Origin of the sequence: Chitinophaga lutea, from assembly GCF_003813775.1 — a bacterium.
Taxonomy (GTDB): domain Bacteria; phylum Bacteroidota; class Bacteroidia; order Chitinophagales; family Chitinophagaceae; genus Chitinophaga; species Chitinophaga lutea.
Genome location: NZ_RPDH01000002.1, coordinates 651,861 through 672,025 on the forward strand (window position 1 = coordinate 651,861; position 20,165 = coordinate 672,025).

16 protein-coding genes and 1 other RNA gene are annotated in these 20,165 nt (G+C 53.4%); 8 read left to right on the top strand and 9 right to left on the bottom strand.

The window, feature by feature from the left end:
- Positions 1–63: 63 nt before the first annotated feature.
- From EGT74_RS14930 to EGT74_RS14940, 3 genes are all read right to left on the bottom strand, one after another.
- Positions 64–603, bottom strand: coding sequence for a helix-turn-helix domain-containing protein (locus EGT74_RS14930; protein ID WP_181954750.1), 540 nt, complete (start codon positions 601–603; stop codon positions 64–66).
- Positions 604–752: 149 nt separating this feature from the next.
- On the bottom strand, positions 753–1,163 hold the full coding sequence (locus EGT74_RS14935; protein ID WP_123847386.1) for a DUF6691 family protein: 411 nt from the start codon (positions 1,161–1,163) through the stop codon (positions 753–755).
- A 21-nt stretch (positions 1,164–1,184) separates the two neighbouring features.
- Positions 1,185–1,754 (bottom strand): YeeE/YedE family protein, encoded by a 570-nt coding sequence (locus tag EGT74_RS14940; protein ID WP_123847387.1) that lies wholly within the window; start codon positions 1,752–1,754, stop codon positions 1,185–1,187.
- Positions 1,755–1,792: 38 nt separating this feature from the next.
- On the opposite strand from EGT74_RS14940, the gene amaB reads away from it, so the two are divergent.
- Complete coding sequence (gene amaB, locus EGT74_RS14945; protein ID WP_123847388.1) at positions 1,793–3,319, top strand: L-piperidine-6-carboxylate dehydrogenase; 1,527 nt, start codon at positions 1,793–1,795, stop codon at positions 3,317–3,319.
- 130 nt (positions 3,320–3,449) lie between these two features.
- Here the strand turns inward: amaB and EGT74_RS14950 are convergent, their stop codons facing one another.
- Positions 3,450–3,986 (bottom strand): histidine phosphatase family protein, encoded by a 537-nt coding sequence (locus tag EGT74_RS14950; RefSeq protein ID WP_123847389.1) that lies wholly within the window; start codon positions 3,984–3,986, stop codon positions 3,450–3,452.
- 339 nt (positions 3,987–4,325) lie between these two features.
- Here EGT74_RS14950 and EGT74_RS14955 point away from each other — a divergent pair, with 339 nt between their 5' ends.
- From EGT74_RS14955 to EGT74_RS14985, 7 genes are all read left to right on the top strand, one after another.
- Positions 4,326–6,008, top strand: coding sequence for a S8 family peptidase (locus EGT74_RS14955; RefSeq protein ID WP_123847390.1), 1,683 nt, complete (start codon positions 4,326–4,328; stop codon positions 6,006–6,008).
- 157 nt (positions 6,009–6,165) lie between these two features.
- A complete protein-coding gene (locus EGT74_RS14960; protein WP_123847391.1) occupies positions 6,166–6,825 on the top strand; it encodes a DUF6629 family protein in 660 nt (219 codons plus the stop codon).
- A 98-nt stretch (positions 6,826–6,923) separates the two neighbouring features.
- Entirely contained in the window at positions 6,924–7,418 is a 495-nt protein-coding gene (locus EGT74_RS14965) for an SRPBCC family protein (protein WP_123847392.1), read from the top strand.
- 599 nt (positions 7,419–8,017) lie between these two features.
- Positions 8,018–11,287: a SusC/RagA family TonB-linked outer membrane protein gene (locus EGT74_RS14970; protein WP_123847393.1), complete on the top strand. Its 3,270-nt coding sequence runs from the start codon at positions 8,018–8,020 to the stop codon at positions 11,285–11,287.
- A gap of 10 nt (positions 11,288–11,297) precedes the next feature.
- The gene (locus EGT74_RS14975; RefSeq protein WP_246008223.1) at positions 11,298–13,220 is read left to right on the top strand and encodes a RagB/SusD family nutrient uptake outer membrane protein; all 1,923 of its coding nucleotides are present in this window, start codon (positions 11,298–11,300) and stop codon (positions 13,218–13,220) included.
- Positions 13,221–13,251: 31 nt separating this feature from the next.
- Complete coding sequence (locus EGT74_RS14980) at positions 13,252–14,484, top strand: DUF4959 domain-containing protein (protein ID WP_123847394.1); 1,233 nt, start codon at positions 13,252–13,254, stop codon at positions 14,482–14,484.
- Between the two features lie 87 nt (positions 14,485–14,571).
- Positions 14,572–15,267 carry a DUF4998 domain-containing protein gene (locus EGT74_RS14985; protein WP_123847395.1) on the top strand — a complete coding sequence of 232 codons (696 nt, stop codon included), beginning with the start codon at positions 14,572–14,574 and terminating at the stop codon, positions 15,265–15,267.
- Between the two features lie 148 nt (positions 15,268–15,415).
- On the opposite strand, the gene rnpB is transcribed toward EGT74_RS14985, so the two are convergent.
- The 5 genes from rnpB to EGT74_RS15010 form a co-directional block, all read right to left on the bottom strand.
- An RNA gene (rnpB, locus tag EGT74_RS14990) (RNase P RNA component class A) lies at positions 15,416–15,789 on the bottom strand.
- 23 nt (positions 15,790–15,812) lie between these two features.
- Complete coding sequence (locus EGT74_RS14995) at positions 15,813–16,829, bottom strand: Smr/MutS family protein (protein WP_123847396.1); 1,017 nt, start codon at positions 16,827–16,829, stop codon at positions 15,813–15,815.
- A gap of 72 nt (positions 16,830–16,901) precedes the next feature.
- Positions 16,902–17,351 carry a DoxX family protein gene (locus EGT74_RS15000; RefSeq protein WP_123847397.1) on the bottom strand — a complete coding sequence of 150 codons (450 nt, stop codon included), beginning with the start codon at positions 17,349–17,351 and terminating at the stop codon, positions 16,902–16,904.
- Between the two features lie 100 nt (positions 17,352–17,451).
- Positions 17,452–19,116: an amino acid permease gene (locus EGT74_RS15005; RefSeq protein ID WP_123847398.1), complete on the bottom strand. Its 1,665-nt coding sequence runs from the start codon at positions 19,114–19,116 to the stop codon at positions 17,452–17,454.
- 66 nt (positions 19,117–19,182) lie between these two features.
- Complete coding sequence (locus EGT74_RS15010; protein ID WP_123847399.1) at positions 19,183–20,154, bottom strand: polyprenyl synthetase family protein; 972 nt, start codon at positions 20,152–20,154, stop codon at positions 19,183–19,185.
- Between the last annotated feature and the right edge of the window lie 11 nt (positions 20,155–20,165).

A 20,165-nucleotide genomic window follows, 5' to 3' on the forward strand; every position in this document is an offset into this window, starting at 1 on the left:
ACACAAAGATGCCGCTCTTTTAGCAGACCGGCATTACATCTCTCCGGCAAAAAGTTACATCATTCACACATCGTCGAGCATGGACCGTCTTTTCACCTTCAGCTGTTTGAAATGGGAAGGTGTGAGGCCCGTCACTTTCTTGAATTGATTGGAAAGGTGCGCCACACTGCTGTAGTGCATCAGGAACGCGATTTCGGTGAGATTCAGCTCGTTATACACGAGCAATTCCTTTACACGTTCGATTTTGTGGCTGATAATGAATTTTTCAATGGTAATTCCCTGCACCTCCGAGAAGAGGTTGGCAAGATAGGTATAGTCGTGGTTCAGTTTCTCGCTTAAAAAATCCGAAAAATTGATGTTTAACGGCTCTTCCGTATAATGCACCACTTCAACGATGACATTCTTTATTCGCTGAATGAGGATGCTCTTTTTATCGTCCATCACCTCAAGGCCCCATTTCAGCAGGCCCTGCCGGATGGCGGCGTATTGCGCGGCAGACAGTTCTTCCACAATATCCGCTTCTCCCAGTTCCACCGAGGTATAGTGCAATCCCAGCTTCGTCAGTTCCTCTTTCACCACCAACTTGCAGCGGATGCAAACCATATTTTTTATATACAGTTTCAAAGGTATTGTTCATCGGGGCGACGGATATTCTTCCACTTCATCATATTAAAAAGTATTCATACCTGGCGCCGGGTTTGCCGGCCACCACTGTCTAAATATACGTTATAATTGCCTACCGGAGCGCCGCATTAATGCGGGAGTTTCTCCCGGATCAGTCCGTACACCCAGGTGCCGGCAATCGCGCTGAGCAGGGTCACGATCACCACGGTGAATCCGCTCCCGACCTGGGCGAACAGCGGGCCCGGGCACGCGCCGGTGATGGCCCAGCCCAGCCCGAAGATGAGACCGCCGAAGATGTTGCCCTTCGTGAAAGGTTTTTTCGGTATCACGATGGTTTCGCCGGAGAGCGTGCGGATGCCCAGCTTGCGGATGAGCAGCACGCCCAGGATGCCCGTTATCACGGCACTGCCGATCACCCCGTACATGTGGAACGATTCGAGGCGGAACATTTCCTGGATGCGGAACCACGAAATCACTTCGGATTTGACGAGGATGATGCCGAAGAGCATGCCGATGAAAAGGTATTTCAGATTTTTCATGTTCGTTGTTGAGGATGATGATTAAAGCAGCAGCCAGCGCATGAGCGGCGGCAGGATGAGATTGATCATAGTAAAACCGCCCGCCATGAAACAAATGGTGGCCACTAACGACGGCCATTGCAGGGTAGACAGGCCCATGATGGAATGCCCGCTCGTGCAGCCGTTCGCATAACGGGTGCCGAAACCTACGAGGAATCCGCCGCAGATGAAGAAGATCAGCCCTACCGGGCTGGCGATGTTGCCCCAGTTAAAAATATCGCCCGGCATAAGTTCGTCGAACTCCTGGACGCCCTGCTGCTGTAGTGCGGCGATCGTATCGGGGTTCAGCTGCACCGGCTCGCCGTTGTGCAGAAAAAGCAGGGTGAACAGCGCGCCCAGTGCGATGCCGCCCACGAAAAATAAATTCCAGCTTTCTTTTTGCCAGTCATACTGAAAAAAAGGAATTTTGCCGGGAAAGCAGGCGGCGCAGATGTGCCGTAGCGACGATGAAATACCCAGCGCCTTGTTGCCGATGATCAGCAGCAGGGGCACCGTTAGCCCGATCAGCGGGCCAGCCACATACCAGGGCCAGGGTTGTTGGAACATACTCATATATTGAAATTACAAAATGCGAAGCAAACGATAAATTTATGCAAAAGATCTTAACCGGATTTAATATTCAGGCCGTGAACAGCGGCGTATCCACCGGCACTACCTGGCTGCCTGCCGCCGGAGAGCCCATCGTGTCTTCTTCGCCGGTAGACGGCAAAGACATCGCCACTGTAACCTCCGCCACCAGGGCCGATTACGACGCCGTGGTACAGAAAGCGGCGGAAGCCTTCGGGGCCTGGCGCCAGTGGCCGGCACCGCGCCGGGGCGAAGTGGTACGGCAGATCGGCGAGGCGCTCCGCACCCACAAAGAGGCCCTCGGCCGCCTTGTGAGCTATGAAATGGGCAAAAGCCTGCAGGAAGGTTATGGCGAGGTACAGGAAATGATCGACATCTGTGATTTTGCCGTAGGTCTTTCCCGCCAGCTGCACGGCCTCACTATGCACTCCGAAAGGCCCGGCCACCGGATGTACGAACAATGGCACCCCCTCGGCATCGCCGGCATTATTTCCGCGTTTAATTTCCCGGTAGCGGTGTGGAGCTGGAACTCCATGCTGGCATGGGTTTGCGGTGACGTGTGCATCTGGAAGCCTTCCGAAAAAACACCGCTTACGGCCCTCGCCTGCCAGCATATTGCCGCAACAGTATTCGCCGCCAACGGTGTGCCCGAAGGCGTATGCTGCCTGGTGACCGGCGGCCGCGAAGTGGGCGAATGGCTGGCCGCCGACACCCGCATACCGCTGGTATCCGCCACCGGCTCCACCCGCATGGGCAAAGCCGTGGGCGCCGCTGTAGGCGCACGTTTGGGCAGGGCCCTGCTCGAACTGGGCGGCAACAATGCCATCATCATCTCCAAAGACGCCGACCTCGATATGAGCCTCATCGGCTGCGTATTCGGCGCCGTGGGCACCGCCGGCCAACGCTGCACTTCCACCCGCCGCCTCATCATCCACGAAAGTGTGTACGAGACCTTCAAAACCAAGCTGGTGAACGCTTACAAACAGCTCCGCATCGGCGACCCGCTCGACGAACAACACCATGTAGGCCCGCTTATCGACCGCCAGGCGGTAGATATGTACCTGCAGGCCATCGAAAAATGCAAGGCCGAAGGCGGCAAATTCGTGGTGGAAGGTGGCGTGCTCGAAGGGAAAGGATATGAGTCCGGCTGCTACGTGAAACCCGCCATCGCAGAGGTGGAAAACGGCTTCAGCATCGTGCAGCACGAAACCTTCGCCCCCATCCTGTACCTCATCAAATACAGCCACATCGAAGAAGCCATCGCCTTGCAAAACGGCGTGCCGCAGGGGCTTTCGTCCGCCATCATGACGCTGAACCTCCGCGAGGCCGAACAGTTCCTCTCGCAGGCAGGCTCCGACTGCGGTATCGCGAACGTCAATATCGGCACATCCGGCGCCGAGATCGGCGGCGCGTTCGGCGGCGAAAAAGAAACCGGCGGTGGCCGCGAAAGCGGTTCCGATGCCTGGAAAGCCTATATGCGCAGGCAGACCAATACGATCAATTATACCGACAAACTGCCGCTGGCACAGGGTATTAAGTTCGATTTGTAAGGAAAAAAGAAGGAAGGATATTTTGAAAGTAGCGGGGTTGGAGAACCCCGCTTTTTCGTTAAACGGAAACCATGCTTATGAGAAAGAATACGTACAGAGAAGTACTGACTATTCTCTCCAGGTATAAATATTATACTTTTTTTTGAAAATTCATATTCAACTTTTGTGCTACTGCTTCACCTCCGTAAAAAACATTTACGATCAGAAGCTCCTCAAACAAGCCCAGACCGGGTTTCAGCTCTTTTTCCTTAATTCCAAGCAAGTTTGCCATTTTTAAAATACTTTTTGGCGGGGCGCAAATCACGATGGTTTTGCCCGTATGTTTCTTCAACATTTCCGATAATATGTGTTCCATCACGGCCGGATCGCTTTCGCAGGCATCCCTGAAATACCGCACTTCGGTGTTTTTGGAAGCCGCCAGCGGCGCTACCGTTTGTTTGAGGCAGCCCATGAACGGGGTATAGACCGCCTCCACCGGCTGGTCGCGCAGGAACTGAACGAGCTGATCGGCCTGGTCGTGCCCGGTACGGGTCAGCACCTGGCCGGCCGTTCCGTGCACCGTTTCGGCGCAATTCACAAATACGACCGTTGTGGCTGCGCCACCGGGCGGCTGCATGGAGCATACGATGCCCCAGAGCAGCATCAGGCATAAAGAAATTCGTAACATGGCGGAAAATTTAATTGGTAAAACAAATGTTAATGTCAATCCGGCATCCGGATTATTGGCAGATATTTGCCCCTTTTATCAAGGAAATGGGTAGCAGGGTTGACGATTAAAATTAGACCAAAAGGCAGGCAGGAAAAGGCCAAATGTGACGAAAGGGCCTGAATTTGCGATAAAACGGCAGAACAGGATAACTAAGGGGCTGAATTTTTCAAGTAAAAAAGGGACCAATAGTCAGGCGGGTTCACCACTCACCACATCCCAACCCTTGTTATAACGCATTTATCATATCTTTAACCAATTGTGGTATTTGAATTGTAATCTATAGGAAAATTGTATAAAATGAGATCTATCTGCAGAGAGCTGGCAATGGTAGCAAGTGTCATTTTGTTGATGTCTGCACAGGGTTTTAGCCAACAAAAAAGACCCGCTGTTCCGAAAAACTGGCAATTACTGGATTATGCAACCGACAGTGTATACGGCATAGGCGCTGAAAAAGCATATAAAGAACTGCTGAAAGACAGAAAAAGCAAAACAGTGATCGTAGCCGTGGTGGATTCCGGGATCGACACCACCCACGAAGACCTGAAGCCCATCCTCTGGCGCAACCCCAAAGAAATTCCCGGTAATAATATCGACGACGACGGCAACGGTTATGTGGACGATGTGTATGGCTGGAACTTCCTGGGCGCCAAAGATGGCGGCTCCGTAAAAGAGGATTCCGATGAAGCCACCCGCGAGTACTACCGTTACCTGAAATTATACAGCAATCCTGATTCGGCCCTCAAACCCGACAGCAAGGAATTCGCGTACTGGAAACGGCTGAAAGACCGTACCCAGCGCCCTTCCACCCAGGCCAAAACGGATTACAAAATGATGCTCAAAGTACAGGAAAACCTCCTGCGTTGCGAAAACATCCTCTCCGAATACTTCAAAACCACCGACTTCAGCAAACAGCAGCTCGATACCCTGCGCAGCGCCGACCAGGACCTGATGCTGGCCCGCAGTTTCGCCCTGCGCCTGCTCAGCAGCGCCGGTGATGAAACCATGACGTACCAGGGGCTCAAGGAAGACCTGAACGAGTATGTGAAAGAGCTGAAAAAGAAAGCCGAAAACACCGGCGGTGAGCCCAAAGATGCGCGTAACACCATCGTCGGCGACAACCTCGACGATATCAACGATAAATATTACGGCAACGGCGACGTGATGGGCCAGTTCGCCTTCCACGGCACCCACGTGGCGGGCATTATCGGCGCCATTCGCGGCAACAGCACCGGCATGGACGGTGTGGCCGACAACGTGCGCATTATGGCCGTAAAAGTGGTGCCTGAAGGCGATGAGCGCGATAAAGACGTGGCCCTCGGCATCCGCTACGCGGTAGACAACGGCGCCCAGATCATCAACATGAGCTTCGGCAAGGGTTTCTCCCCGCAGAAACAATGGGTCGACGACGCCATCCGTTACGCACAGTCCAAAGGCGTACTGCTCATACACGCAGCCGGCAACGACGGCGCCAATAACGACGAAACCGAAAACTACCCGAAAGACACGTATAACGACGGCTCCGAAGCCGACAACATGATCACCGTAGGGGCGCTCGGCAACGGCCGTACCGGTTCCAAAGTAGCCGGCTTCTCCAACTTCGGTAAAAAAGAAGTGGACGTGTTCGCCCCCGGCGTGCAGATCTACTCTACCGCCCCCGGCGGCAACAAATACCAGAGCGCCAGCGGCACCAGCATGGCATCGCCAGTAGTAGCCGGCGTAGCAGCGATGATCCTCTCCTACTACCCCGACCTGAGCGCCCGCCAGCTGAAAGCCATCATCGAAAAAACAGCCAGCCCCCTGCCCGATATGGAAGTGAACAAACCCGGCGCAAAAGATGAAACCATCAACTTCGCCGAACTGTCAAAATCCGGCGGCCTGGTGAATGCATACGAAGCGATCAAACTGGCGGCAAAAACCAAAGGCGAGAACGCGAAGAAAAATAAAGAGAAGATGAAGATGATGCCTTTGACGAAGGATTGATGTTTGATGGAACGATATAACCGGAAAGCCGCATCTGTTCGATGCGGCTTTTTTATTATTACGGGCGTTCCGGATATTAAAGCTTACCTTACAAGATGCCGGTGTTCCCGGCGGTTGATCTTTGATAATGCCGTTGAAGATTTAAGGAGGAGCGATTATGTGTTTTTCTGCAGAAGCCAGTTTTGGCGCCGGAGCCGTTCTCCTGGGAATTGGTATTATTTCCCTTGTAAAAGCGAAATCCATTCCATACAAAGTACTGGCATGTATCCCCCTGCTGTTTTCCATACAACAATTCGATGAAGGCATCATCTGGCTGTCGTTTGCGGACGCCGCATTCTCCCGATGGCAACCATACGCCATCTTCATATTCCTGCTGTTCGCACAGGTGATCTGGCCTGTTTTCCTGCCTTTCAGCATCCTGCAGATCGAAACCTCGCCATACCGGAAAAGGCTCCTCCGCATCATACTGGGCGCGGGTGTTTTATTGGCTGCCTACCTGCTCTACAGCATGTTCGCATATGATATCACCGCATCGGTAGCTGGCCAGCATATCCGGTACGACTTTTCATACCCCTATACGCAGAAGTGGTACAGCGGGCTGCTTTACCTGTTGCCGACCGTACTGGCGCCGCTGGCTTCCACACACTGGAAAATACGCGTGATCGGGGCGCTCATCCTGTTAACCTACCTGATCTCACGCCTCTTTTTCGGAGAATACCTCATATCGGTCTGGTGCTATTTTGCCACCATCATCAGTGTAGTGGTGCTGCTGGTCGTTATCGAATCAGACAACAGGGCCGGTGCTGAGGCCAGGTAAGCTGCCTCCTCCGCTGTCCAAATCCCCCCGCCTGAATGTCCACATAACGCCCGCCCTGCTATCCGGCAGCACGGTACCTTTACAGTAAAACAAGCCATATGACACCACAGGACTTCACTACAACCATACTGGTTGACCAAACGCCCCGACAGGCATTCGACGCCATCAACAACGTGCGCGGCTGGTGGTCTGAAAGCATCGACGGCAGTACGGACCGGCTTCACAGTGTTTTCAACTATAATTACAAAGACGTGCACCTCACCAAATTCGAAATCATCGAACTGGTGCCCGGCAAACGGGTGGTGTGGCTCGTGCTGGACAACTACTTCAATTTCACGGAAGACAAACACGAATGGAAAGGTACCAACGTGATATTCGACATCAGCAAGAAAAACGGCAAAACGGAAGTGTGCTTCACCCACCGGGGCCTCGTGCCGCAATATGAATGTTACAATGTATGTAACGAAGCATGGACACATTATATACAGGACAGCCTGCGCAGCCTGATCACCACCGGCAAAGGCGAACCCAACCCGCTGGAAACAGAAGGCTTCAACGCAACGATGGTTGAAAAATGGAAGCTGGCAAAATAAAATCAACGCCTGCATACCCGCAAAGCCTGCGTCCCGCCAAGGATGCAGGCTTTTTTGATGGCACTCTTCATATAATAATCTCTATTGCTGGTACTTTTTTATCCTTCGGGTAAGATTTCTTTGATCTTTTTGAGAATATATCTACTTTAGTTGAAGCGTCTTTATTGTTATTGATTGTTGTTGAAATTCCGTCGTTATTAAGTGCAGATTATTGTCCCGAGGCATTGGATTGAAGCGCGTCTATAGAAGCACCGTCTGACCAAAATCATATTTGTTTCACCATTAACTCTTTTTTGAATTCCGACGTTTAACAGACACTAGCTGAACGAAGAACATTTGTTTCACTGAATTTTTTATTGTTCACCAAATTCCAAATCCTTTTCAAAAGGCTGTTGCTGTATTGCTGTAAAGTAATACACCTGCCCTGCGCATGCATGGCCGGCATGGCGGAGCCATCGTTAAAACCAAAGTAAACAGTTCAACCAGATCACCTTTGCTGTATGGCCGTGGCTCACTGCATCCACGAGCAGTCCCCCGTATGCCCTGCAGTCATCGCTCATCTTTAACAAACCAATTTCTAACTCCTAACACGTTGTAGTATGCTAAAAAAGCTATGCTTCGGCTTTGCATTCTCCTGTATGCTCCTTTCTTTATGCCTCGTGTCTTCGTTAGCCCGTGCACAGAATAAAACTGCTGTGATCGGTAACGTTACAGACTCCGCGGGCATGCCGTTACCAGGCGTAAGTGTGATGCTGAGCACGAACAAATCGGTAGGCACCGCCACCGATGTGAACGGTAAATTTGTGCTGGAAGTACCAGCCGGCGCAGTATTGATTTTCCGGTACGTAGGGTTCAAAGACCAGTCCGTGACCGTTTCCGATCCGAAAAAAGTCATCAGCGTTGTACTGCTGTCGAGCGAAACAGTGCTGAAGGATTTTGTGGTGACGGCCTTCGGTAAAAAGCAGGTGAAGGAGGCTGTGGTAGGCTCTGTAGCCACCATTACGCCGGACAATCTGCGCACGTCCGCCAGTAACCTCACCAACGCGCTCGCAGGCCAGGTGGCGGGCATTATCGGTTATCAGCAAAGCGGGCAGCCGGGGTTGGACAACTCCAACTTTTTTATCCGCGGCGTCACGACGTTCGGATACCGGCAGAACCCGCTCATCCTGATAGACAACGTGGAGCTCACGGCCAACGACCTCGCCCGTCTGCAGGTAAACGACATCGCCAGTTTCTCTATCCTGAAAGACGCCAGCGCCACCGCGCTGTACGGCGCCAGGGGGGCAAACGGCGTAATCCTCGTAACCACCAAGGAGGGCAAGGCCGGGAAAACAAAGCTGAACCTGGTACTGGAAACCGCCATCTCGCAGCCCACCAAAACCCTCAAGCTGGCCGACCCCATCACGTACATGAAATTATACAACGAGGCCAGCACTACCCGCGATCCGCTTTCTCCCATCGTATTTGATGCGGATAAAATATACAACACGGAACAAACCCTCAAAAATGCGCCCGGCAGCAACCCGTATGTGTATCCGGCGGTGGATTGGCTGGACATGCTGTTCAAGAAAAACACCAACACACAAAGAGGGCACCTCAATATCAGCGGCGGCGGCGACGTGGCCCGCTATTCAGTATCCGGCTCTTTCAGCAACGACAACGGGATGCTCAAGAAAAGCCCGGCCAATAATTTCAACAACAACGTAAAATTCCGCAACTACCAGCTTCGCTCCAATGTGAACGTGAAACTGACGAAATCCACCGAACTGGTATTGCGCCTTTGGGGGAACTTCAACGATTACAGCGGCCCCCTTACGAACGATGCTTCTTTTTCTTCCGACCTGTACAGTGCAGCCGTACATACCAGCCCGGTGCTGTTCCCGGCATATTATGCGCCCGATACGGCTAACCGGCTGGTGCAGCACATCCTGTTCGGCAACTCCAGCCAGGGCGGCAGTACAGGCCCCTCTTCCGGCGTCGGGTATGCAAACCCCTATGCACAGATGCTGAGGGGATACAAACGGTTTTCCGAGTCCCGCATGTCCGCTACTGTGGAGCTGAACCAGGACTTTGAATCCATCATTCCGGGGTTGAAGTTCAACGGTTTCTTCAGCACGAACCGCTATTCGTACTTCGACAACACCATGGCCTACAACCCGTTTTATTATACGGTATCGCCGCAGGATTATAACCGCGCCACCAACACATACCGGCTCACCTGGCTGAATTCGCTGCCCGGCGGCGTATTCCAGGGCGGTCCCGGCTCCGGCAACAGCGGCGCGGCCACCGAATACCTCGTGTATTCGCCGGGCGGCAAAGACGCCAATACGTTTATCCATCTCCAGGCCATGCTGGATTACAACAAACAACTCGGCGATCACAGCATCCAGGCCTCGCTGATCGGTGTACGGCAGCAAAGGCTGGTGGCCAATGGCATAGATCCGGTAACGCGCGAGGCCAGCCTGCAGTATTCGCTGCCATACCGCAACCTCAACCTCGCAGGCAGGGCGGGCTATAACTACAAGAGCCGCTACTTCGCCGAGTTTAACTTCGGGTACAACGGCTCCGAACGTTTCGATGAAAACCATCGTTTCGGTTTCTTCCCCACCATCGGGGCTTCGTGGATGGTTTCGCGTGAAAAGTTCTGGACCGGCGGCCTCGCCAACGTGATCAGTTCCCTGAAATTAAGGGCCAGTTATGGCCTTAGCGGCAACGACGACATTGGCCAGCAACGGTTCTTTTACCTGTCAGACGTGAACCTCACCGGCGGTAACGGCGCTTCTTTCGGTGTCAACAACGAGTATAGCAGAAGCGGCGTGAGAATACGCAACTATGAAAACAAAAGCGTGACCTGGGAAACCGCCCGCATCCTGAACACCGGTATCGAAATGGATCTGTTCAAGGACATTCAGCTCATCGCCGAGTACTGGCAGCAAGACCGGCGCAACATCCTGATGGCCAGGAATATCCCGTCCAGCATGGGCCTGGAAGCAAGCATTCTCACCAATGTGGGCACCGTGAAAGTCAACGGGCTCGACCTGACGGCCAACTACAACCGGAGTTTTTCCCGCGACTTCAGGGTTGAGTTCATGTCCAACTTCACCTATTCGAAGGGAACATTCGGCACCTATGAAGAACCCGCATATGCTGAACCCTGGCGTTATGTTTCGGGTACCATGCTGCGGCAGCGGTTCGGCTACATCGCCGAGCGATTGTTTGTGGACGACAAGGAGGCCCAATCCTCTCCCACCCAGCAATTTGGCGGTAATGCCGTACGGGGTGGCGACATCAAGTACCGCGACCTGAATGGAGACGGCCGCATCACGGTAGCTGACATGGCGCCCATCGGGCTGCCCACCGTTCCACAGGTCATGTACGGTTTCGGTATTTCCCTTAATTACAAGGGAATTGAGCTGAACGCGCGTTTCCAGGGCCAGTCGAGGGTATCGCTCTTCATGGATCCCCGCTCGGTAAGCCCTTTCGTGGTTCCGCCCTCACCGCAAATCCAGAGCCAGTCGCAGGTGTTGCAGGCCTTTGCGGATAACCACTGGTCCGAAGACAACCAGGATCTGTACGCCCTCTATCCCCGGATGGGCGTGAGCGCGCAGGCCATAGAAAACAACCTGCAGTCGAGCACCTGGTGGATGCGCGATGGCAGCTTTCTGCGGCTGAAAACGGCGGAGATCGGTTACGCGCTGCCCGTAAAGCTGACCAAACGGCTGGGGCTCGGTTATACGCGCGTATACGTCAATGGTATGAACCTCTTTAATATCACCAAATTCGATCTCTGGGATCCGGAACTGGGCGGCAACGGCTTCAGCTACCCTATCCAGCGGGCTTACAATATTGGTATTAATGTCAACTTATAAACCGGGAAAAATGAAGATATCCAAAAAATATACGACCGCTAAGGCCATATGCGCATTGATGCTGTGCCTTGGTTCCGCAACGCTTTACAGTTGCAAAAAATACCTGGATGTTACACCGGAAAACGTCGGCACGATCGACTACGCTTTCCGCAACCGCAATGAAGCGGAAAACTACCTGTTTACGTGTTATAATACCCTGCAGGGAATGAGCAATGTGCTGAACGACCCCGGCTTTACAACGTCCGCGGAAATCGTTTATCCCAACGACCTCAGCGAAAGGCCCATCAACGACATCGGCTTCCAGCTGATCAGGGGCACGGTGCAGAACGTTTCCAGCCCGGCACTGAACGTGTGGGACGGCGGCTATTTCCAGGCCATCAGGCGCTGCAACATCATGCTCGAGAACATCGACAAGCCCATCGACCTGAGCGAAGGCGAAAAAGCGCAATGGATTGCCGAAACCAAATTCCTGAAAGCTTATTATCATTTTTCACTGGCAAAAATGTACGGGCCCATTCCCATCTACAGGGTCAACCAGCCGGTAACAGCGCCCATAGAAGAGATCAGGGTGAAAAGACAACCGGTGGATTCCGTTTTTGATTATGCGGTACAGCTGCTGGACGAGGCCATCCCCAACCTTCCCACGCAAATCGGGAACATACAGCAGGAGCTCGGCAGGGTCACCCGGTTGATCGCTCTTTCCGTGAAGGCGGAAATCCTGGCCACACAGGCCAGTCCCCTGTTCAACGGCAACCCGGACTATGCAAGGTTTAAAAACAAGGACGGACAGGCGCTCTTTTCCCAAACAGCCGACCCCGCCAAGTGGCAACGCGCGGCGGCAGCCTGCAAAGCCGCTATCGACGAAGCTGCCGGCCTGAACATGAAACTGTACACATTCATTCCGCCCGCCAATCTGCCGGCCGTCAACGATTCTATCAGGAAGGTGCTGACCATTCAGAATGCCGTTACGGAAAAGTGGGACCTCAACGCAGAACTGATCTGGGCGCTCAATCCCACCTTCGGTTACCAGAGTTACTGCATTCCGCGGCTGACCACCAAAGCAGTGGAAAACTCCACCGCAGCGGCAGGCAGCTTCACCGTCCCGATGTTCACCACCGATCTGTTCTATTCAGACAACGGCGTGCCCATCAACGAAGATAAAGTCTGGGATTACGCCCATCGGTTCGAATTACGGACGGGCGACAACGCCAACAGGTACTATGTCAAGAGCGGTTACACCACCATCAAAAACAACTTTTCCAGGGAACCGCGTTATTATGCCAACATCGGGTTCGACGGCGGCGTATGGTTCGGCAACGGCGTAACCGATCAGAACAATCCCCTCTACATCGAGGCCAAAGGCCCGGATTCAAAGGCCGGCCCTAAAGACCGGGTGCGTATCAACATGCTGGCCATCTGGCCCAAAAAACTGGTGAGCTACCAGACCGTTTTCAACGAAGGCGTGCAGCAGAACGCCTACCGCCTGCCCCGCATGCGCCTGGCGGATCTATACCTTCTGTACGCGGAATGCCTCAACGAGGCATCCGGCCCCGGCCCGGAGGTGTATCAATACATCGACCTGGTGCGGCAAAGAGCCGGCCTCAAGGGCGTGGTGGAATCCTGGGCGCAATATAGCTTCGCACCAGCCAAACCAACCACCAAGGACGGCCTCCGCGAAATCATCCACCGAGAGCGCCGCATCGAATTATGTTTTGAAGCAAAAGCCGGATGGGACCTCCGCCGCTGGAAAGAAATGCTGACGGTACTGGCAACCCCCATACAGGGCTGGAGCATCTTCCAGAAAACCAGCGAGAACTTCTATTCGCTGCAAACACTATTCATTCCGGCCATGACAGTAAGGGATTATTTCTGGCCGCTCTCGGACGGAGCGCTGTCGAACAACCCGAACCTTGTTCAAACCCTGTACTGGTAACTTCAAATCTTAACATTAAACCTGAATGGTTATGCATAGCAATCATATTTTCCGGCAGCCCCTCCCGTTATTGGTAGTGGCCGTATGCATGCTCTTTGCCTGCAGCAAAGTGGTAGACTACCGCGAGCCGGTATCGAACGATTTTACAAAGCCCGGCGTTATTTCCAATATCAAGGTGACGAACTTCAACGGCGGCGCGTACATCACGTATAATCTCCCCCAGTCGGCCAATATTCTCTACGTCAAGGCAGACTACCTGATCGACACGAAAACGGGTAAAAAAAGGCAGACCAAATCCAGCTATTACAGCGATACGATTACGGTGGAAGGATTTGCAGAAAAAAGTGAGTACGAAGTGAGCCTGCGGACGGTCAGCCGCTCCAACGTGGAATCCGACGCTGTGACCGTCAAGGTGTTCCCCGACACGCCGGTGTACAGGGTAGTTTCGAAAACCATCCGCATGCAGCCGGACTTCGGTGGCGTCAACGTACAAACCAGCAACGTCAATAAAAAACCGGTGGGCGCCATCCTGCTGTACAAACCGGCTGGTGCGGACAAGTATTCGATCTACGAGCAGAAGTTCAGCGATTTTGCTTTTAACAGTTTTTCTTCCCGTGGTTTCGATACCCTCCCCAAAAATTTCGCGGTATACATCACGGATCAATGGGGCAATAATTCCGACACCCTTTTTCAGACCATCAAGCCGTTGTTTGAAGAACAGCTGAGCAAAAGCAAGTTTTTCGAGAACCTGTTGCCCAGCGATGGTAAAATCGGTTTCGGCTGGGTGTTGAGCAATTTGTGGAACGGCAGAACAGACGGCAGCGGCTGGCACACCGTGCAGCAAAACATGCCGATGCCAATCAGTTGCACCTTCGGCCTCGGCGTATCCGCCAAGCTGAGCCGGTTCAAGCTCGATGGCCGCGCCGGCTACGAATTCGCGCACGGCAACCCGAAAGTGTTTTCCATATGGGGCTCCGATAAAGCTGCACCCGCGGACGCCGTGCTGCCACTCTCTGCGGAAGAAGGCGCACAACTGGGCGATTGGGTGAATATGGGCAATTATGTATGGCCCGGCCCGCCGTCAGGCGCCCTCGCCAGCGCGCCCACGGCTACAGACCGGGACGTGTTTAAGAGGGGCATGGAATTCAATTTCCCTTTTACCGCGCCAAGAGTAAGGTTCCTGCGGCTGTCGGTTTCCGAATCCTGGTCGGGCGCCACATTTGCGCATGCCATGGAAATCACGCTATTCGGCAACACGAAATAAATGCCCCCGGCACATCCGAAAACACGGTGCCTTTAAGGCCTGCCGCTATCTGCAGGCCCTCAAAGGCCCCACCACAAAACCAAACAGATGAAACAAACTATCATCCTGCTGCTATGCATGTCGTGCCTGTGCACCGCCTGCATGAAAGACGCCACCAAATACAAAGACCTGTTGCATAACAAGGAAATTGTTTACCCGGGTACGGTCAACAAATTCCGCGCATTCCCGGGAAACCTGCGGGTACGGCTGCAATGGCAGCCCAGCCCCGATCCCAGCATCACAAAATATCTCATCTACTGGAACAACAACGACGACTCTCTGTTGCTCGACGTATCCAACCGCAATACCGCGGATTCCGTGAATACCGTATTGACCGGTTTGGGGGAATACGTACAGAACTTCATACTGTATACGCTCGACGATAAGGGAAACAGGTCGATCGGCCAGTCCATTTCCGGCGTAAGGGTTTTCGGGCCTTTATTCATTTCCTCGCTGGTAAACCGGCAGATCGACGCTTCCAGGCCGCCGAAGGCGCTGAATAAATACACCTACCGGCTGTACCTCGCCAAAGCGGATACCGTTCTGAACATCAATACGCAGATCAGCTATCTCGACAGCCTCCAGCAGCCGCAAACGTTATGGGTGACTGCGAAAACCGATTCCGTACAGCTGGAGCTTGCAAAGGCAGGCACGAAAGTGGCGCTGCGCTCCTCTTATGTGCCCGTTCACCGGGCCATCGATACCTTCAGGGTAACGTATTCAGACACGGTGACGTTGAAATAGGCGCACCGGTGCCACAAAAAAAGGCTGCATCCTCTAAATGGATGCAGCCTTTTTTGACTGATACGAATTTTATTGCTTCACCTGCCCTGTCCGCCTTCAAGGCGAACAACCATCGGCCGGGTATGTTGCCTGTCAAAAACGGTAAAACCACCTGGTACAGCCTGTAAGCCGGATTCTGTGAACGTTTTGCAACGAACCGCTATCATTTATCTGCGGCGCCCATCACTGAGCGCCTGTATCTGCCTACCCTCGGTCTCGGGCGGGCAGCCCTCGAACGACCGTATACATGGCATTTCAGCACGCAAGGTTTACCCGTAATGCCGGTTACCCGGCCTTACCGTGGGCTCTTACCCCACATTTTCACCCTTTCCCCGGCTTGCGCCCGGGTGGTTATTTTCTGTGGCACTGTCTGTTCCCCCGCCTGCGCGGAGGCCCCACCCGTTAGGTGGTGCGTTGCCCTGTGCTGTCCGGACTTTCCTACCGCCTCCGTTGCCGGAAGCAGTCGATAGCACCGCTGTACCAGGTGGCTTTACCGGATGGCAAAATTACTTAAAATAAATTTCAGTAGCCCCGTAACCATAGAAAGGATGGTACTGGTTCACGAAAAACTTCACTTCCGGCGTGGTTTTGAGGATTTCATGCACCTCATCGCGGAGTTTGCCCGTACCGATGCCGTGGATGACGATGAGTTTGTCCTGCCGTTGTGTAATCGCCAGGTCCAGCTGGTGCTGGAACTCGTTCAGCTGGATGGCCAGCATTTCGAGGTTGCTGAGGCCCTTCCATTCGCTGGTAAGTTTGTCGATATGAAGGTCTACTTCCAGTTTGGCCGTTACGGGCGTGGTGTTTTTCACCGACTGTACGGAGGTAAGGGTGCTGAGTTTTTTCTTCTCCACCGGGCTGAAGCCATAGGCGTCGGTTTCCGCGCGCAGCGGGTATTTGTCGAACAGGGTGTAATTGATCGTGGCCTGCTGTTTCTGCTGCAATTCCCCCAGCTGCTGGAACAGCTGTTTCGCCTTCACCTTCCAGGTTTTCTGGTAGGTGGCGGCCAGGGTAAGGTCGCCGTCTTTGGGCGTGAACGTGAACTCGAACCGGGGGTTGTCGTTCAGCTGGTCAAAATCCAGGTCGGCCAGGTAGGTATGCTGGAAAGGATGGATTTCCTGTTTCAGCTCCAGGAACAGGGTGTTGTTCAGCCAGATTTCGAAATGGAAGCCGAATATTTTGTTGGTTTCGTTGAGCAGGTGGAATTTGAGGGTAGACACCACTTCGTCGTAGCCGTCCGATTCGAAAACCGGCAGCATGGTCAGGAACATGCCTTTTTCGGGCCTTTGCGGACCGGAAGGTCGTTCCCGGCGTATTTCCTCACCCGGCGTCCTTTGTTTGGGCAAAGGGGCCTTTTTCTGGGTAAAGCGGTGAAAATAAGGGAAATCAATCTGGTCGAGGTACACCGGGAAGCTGGTGCCGCCCACTTCCACCATCACCATTTTATCGTTGATGATATCCACCACCGTTCCTTCTTCCTTGGAATGGAGCATCAGGATCTTATCGCCTACTGTATATTTCATAGCAGGCAAAATTAGTATTAATTGGAGTATGTTATACCGGCGCGCCGCCGGGAATTTTGGGAACGGAAGCGGCTATGCTTCTTTTTTCTCCGGGTGCCGCCGCATGTATTCATCCACGGAAATGGGCCCGCTGCCTTCCACGAGGAAGAAACACAGCAGGAACAATACGACCAGCGATAGTATCATTTCGGAATGTACGGCAAAAAGATTGGTGGAAGAACCTACAAAAAATACCGCCCCGATCAGGATGGGCAGGTTGGCGATCACGCCTACACGGGTGAGCAGCCCCAGGGTGATAAAAAGACCGCCTACGAAGTGGGCGAAAACGATGATATGAGCCAGCCAGAAAGACATTGCCGTGAGGAAGGGATACCGGTCGATTTGCGCCGTCAGCAGGTCAATGTTATTGACGAACTGTACACCTTTCCATATAAGAACGAGGCCCAGCAAGATTCTCAAGCCATCGATCCATTTAGGATGATGCGTATCACCCCAGCGTTCTATACGATTCACGAGGTTCATAACGGTAGTTTTTAAGTTATCAAAGAGCGGTGTTACTGTAAGTTACGAAGATTTTCCCCCAACAAAAAATCCCGGTTGCCCGGGATTTTCGTGTATCTGGTCAGGATTGTTTCGCGAGTTTGCTCTTCCAGTAACCGTAGAGGAAATAAACGATCAGCCCCGCTCCCATCCATCCGAAGAACACCACCCAGCTGCGCACGGGAATTTCGATCATCAGGTACAAACAGCAGAGCATGCCCAGCACGGGAATGAGGGAATACCGCTTCACCGCCGTAGCCACGGTAATGAGGGCCGTCAGTATCAAAAAGATGAGGAACAGGACGCGCTCATGGGCGATGGTAGAGATGTTGACGAAGGTATCGCTGATCTTGTCGCGGAAAAAAAAGCAGAATATCAGGAACAGCGCCGGTACGATGAAACGCCCGTCGACGTACGGGAGGTTGAACTTCTTGGTGCCGGGCTCTGCCTTCGGCAGCAGCAATACGCCGCCGCATACCAGCACAAAGGCGAACAGGGTGCCGATGCTGGTGAGGTCGGTCACAATGCCGCTTTCCACGAACAGCGAGGGAATGGCCACGATGAAACCGGTCACGATGGTGGAAAATCCGGGCGTGTGGTATTTGGGATGCACTTTGGCGAACTTCTTCGGCAGCAGCCCGTCGCGGCTCATGCTCATCCAGATGCGGGGCTGCCCGATCTGGAACACGAGGATCACGCTGGTAGCGGCTACCACGGCGCTGATGGAGATCACATAGCCTATCTTTTCCATCTGCAGCTTATCGAATACGTATGCCAGCGGATCGGAAATGTGATTGAACTCGGAATAGTTCACCATGCCCGTGATCACGAGCGTCACCACAACATAGATCACGGTACAGATGATCAGGGAGTAGATCATGGCGCGGGGCATGTCGCGCTGCGGGTTGGCGCTTTCCTCCGCGGTGGTGGAAATCGCATCAAACCCGATATACGCAAAAAACACCGACGATACGCCTTTGAGCACGCCTTCGAATTTATTGGGCATGAAGGGCGTCCAGTTATCGGTATTGATATAAAACACGCCGATGAGTATCACCACCAGCAGCACCACGATCTTCAGGCCCACCATGGCGTTGGCGCTGCGCTTGCTTTCGCTGATGCCCACGTACGCCACGATGGTGATGAGCACCACGATGAGGAATGCGGGCACGTTCAGGATCACACGCCAGTTACCGAGCATGGGCGCGGTGGCGTAGGCCATCTGATCCACGGCCGTATTGTTTTTCACCGCCAGTTCGTAGGCGGCTTTGGCGGTCTGGTAGTCCGTAGTGAGCCAGGCGGGCAGATGCACGTTCATCCCCTCCAGCACGTTGTTAAAATAACTGCTCCAGGAAATAGCCACCACGATGTTGCCGATGGAATATTCGAGGATGAGCGCCCAGCCGATGATCCAGGCGGCCAGCTCCCCGAAGGTCACGTACGAATACGTATAGGCGCTGCCGGCTACGGGCACCCGCGAAGCGAACTCGGCATAACAGAGCGCGGTAAAGCCGCAGGTGACGGCGGTCAGAATAAAGAGGAAAATCACCCCTGGGCCGCCGTTGTAAGCAGCCTGGCCGATCGTCGAAAAGATACCGGCGCCGATCACGGCCGCCACCCCCATTAACGTGAGGTCGCGCACGTTCAGCACCTTTCTCAGCCCGCCGCCGTGCGCGTCGGAAGCACCCTCCCGGGCGTCGTTCATGATAGCGGCCAGTGACTTTTTCCTGAAAAGCGAATTAGACATCAGTCGTAGTTATAGGTTGATATTAAACAGGTTGATATTGCAATTAAATATAAGACTTCTATCGGATCAATGCTGCCGGGTTAAAAGAAAACCGGCGAGATCCTTGAGCGGTTCCTTGCGGGCGGACAATACGGCGATGGCGTCGAGGTGCTCGTAGGCGGCCTGGCTGAAACGTTCTTTTTCTTTTTCAGCCCATTCGTCCACACGGCAGTCGTGGAACACCTGCAGCACTTCCGCCACTTTATTGTCCGGGTTGGTATCCATCAGCTGGTGCAGGTGCGCTTTCTGTGCGGGGGAGCACAGTTCCAGCGCCTTGAGCAGCAGGAATGTTTTTTTGTTGATGAGGATGTCGCCGCCCTGCTGTTTGCCGAATTTCTCCGGGTCGCCGAAGGCGTCGAGGTAATCGTCCTGTATCTGGAAAGCGATACCGACGTTTTTACCGAACTCGTACAGATGATGCTGGTTGCCTTCGCTGCCCCCGCCGATGATGGCGCCGAGCTGGAGACTGGCGGCCAGCAGCACGGAGGTTTTCAGGGCGATCATGTTCACATAGTCCGCATAGTTCACCTGCTCCGGCAGCATCTGCTCCAGGTCCATATCCAGCTGCTGCCCTTCGCATACTTCGCGGGCGGCTTTGTTGAATACGTTCACGAGTTTCTGGCGGGTTTTGCTGTTGATTTTGTTCAGGTATTCGTAGCAGTGGATCAGCATCACGTCGCCGGCCAGGATGGCGGCGGCATCATTATATTTGGTATGCACGGTAGGCATGCCCCTGCGGAGGGGCGCCTTGTCCATGATATCGTCGTGTATCAAGGTAAAATTATGGAACAGCTCGATGGCGTTGGCGGCATTGTAAGCGTCGGGATGCAGCTCATCAAACAGTTCATTGCCCAGCAGGCACAATACGGGTCTCACCCTTTTACCACCGATGCCCAGGATGTATTGCGCCGGGTCGTATAAGTTGGCAGGTTTTTCCGGGAATTGTCTTTTTCCAAATTGTTGTTCGAACTTTTCCAGTAACTCTTTAAATGAATGCATGATAGCGGCTT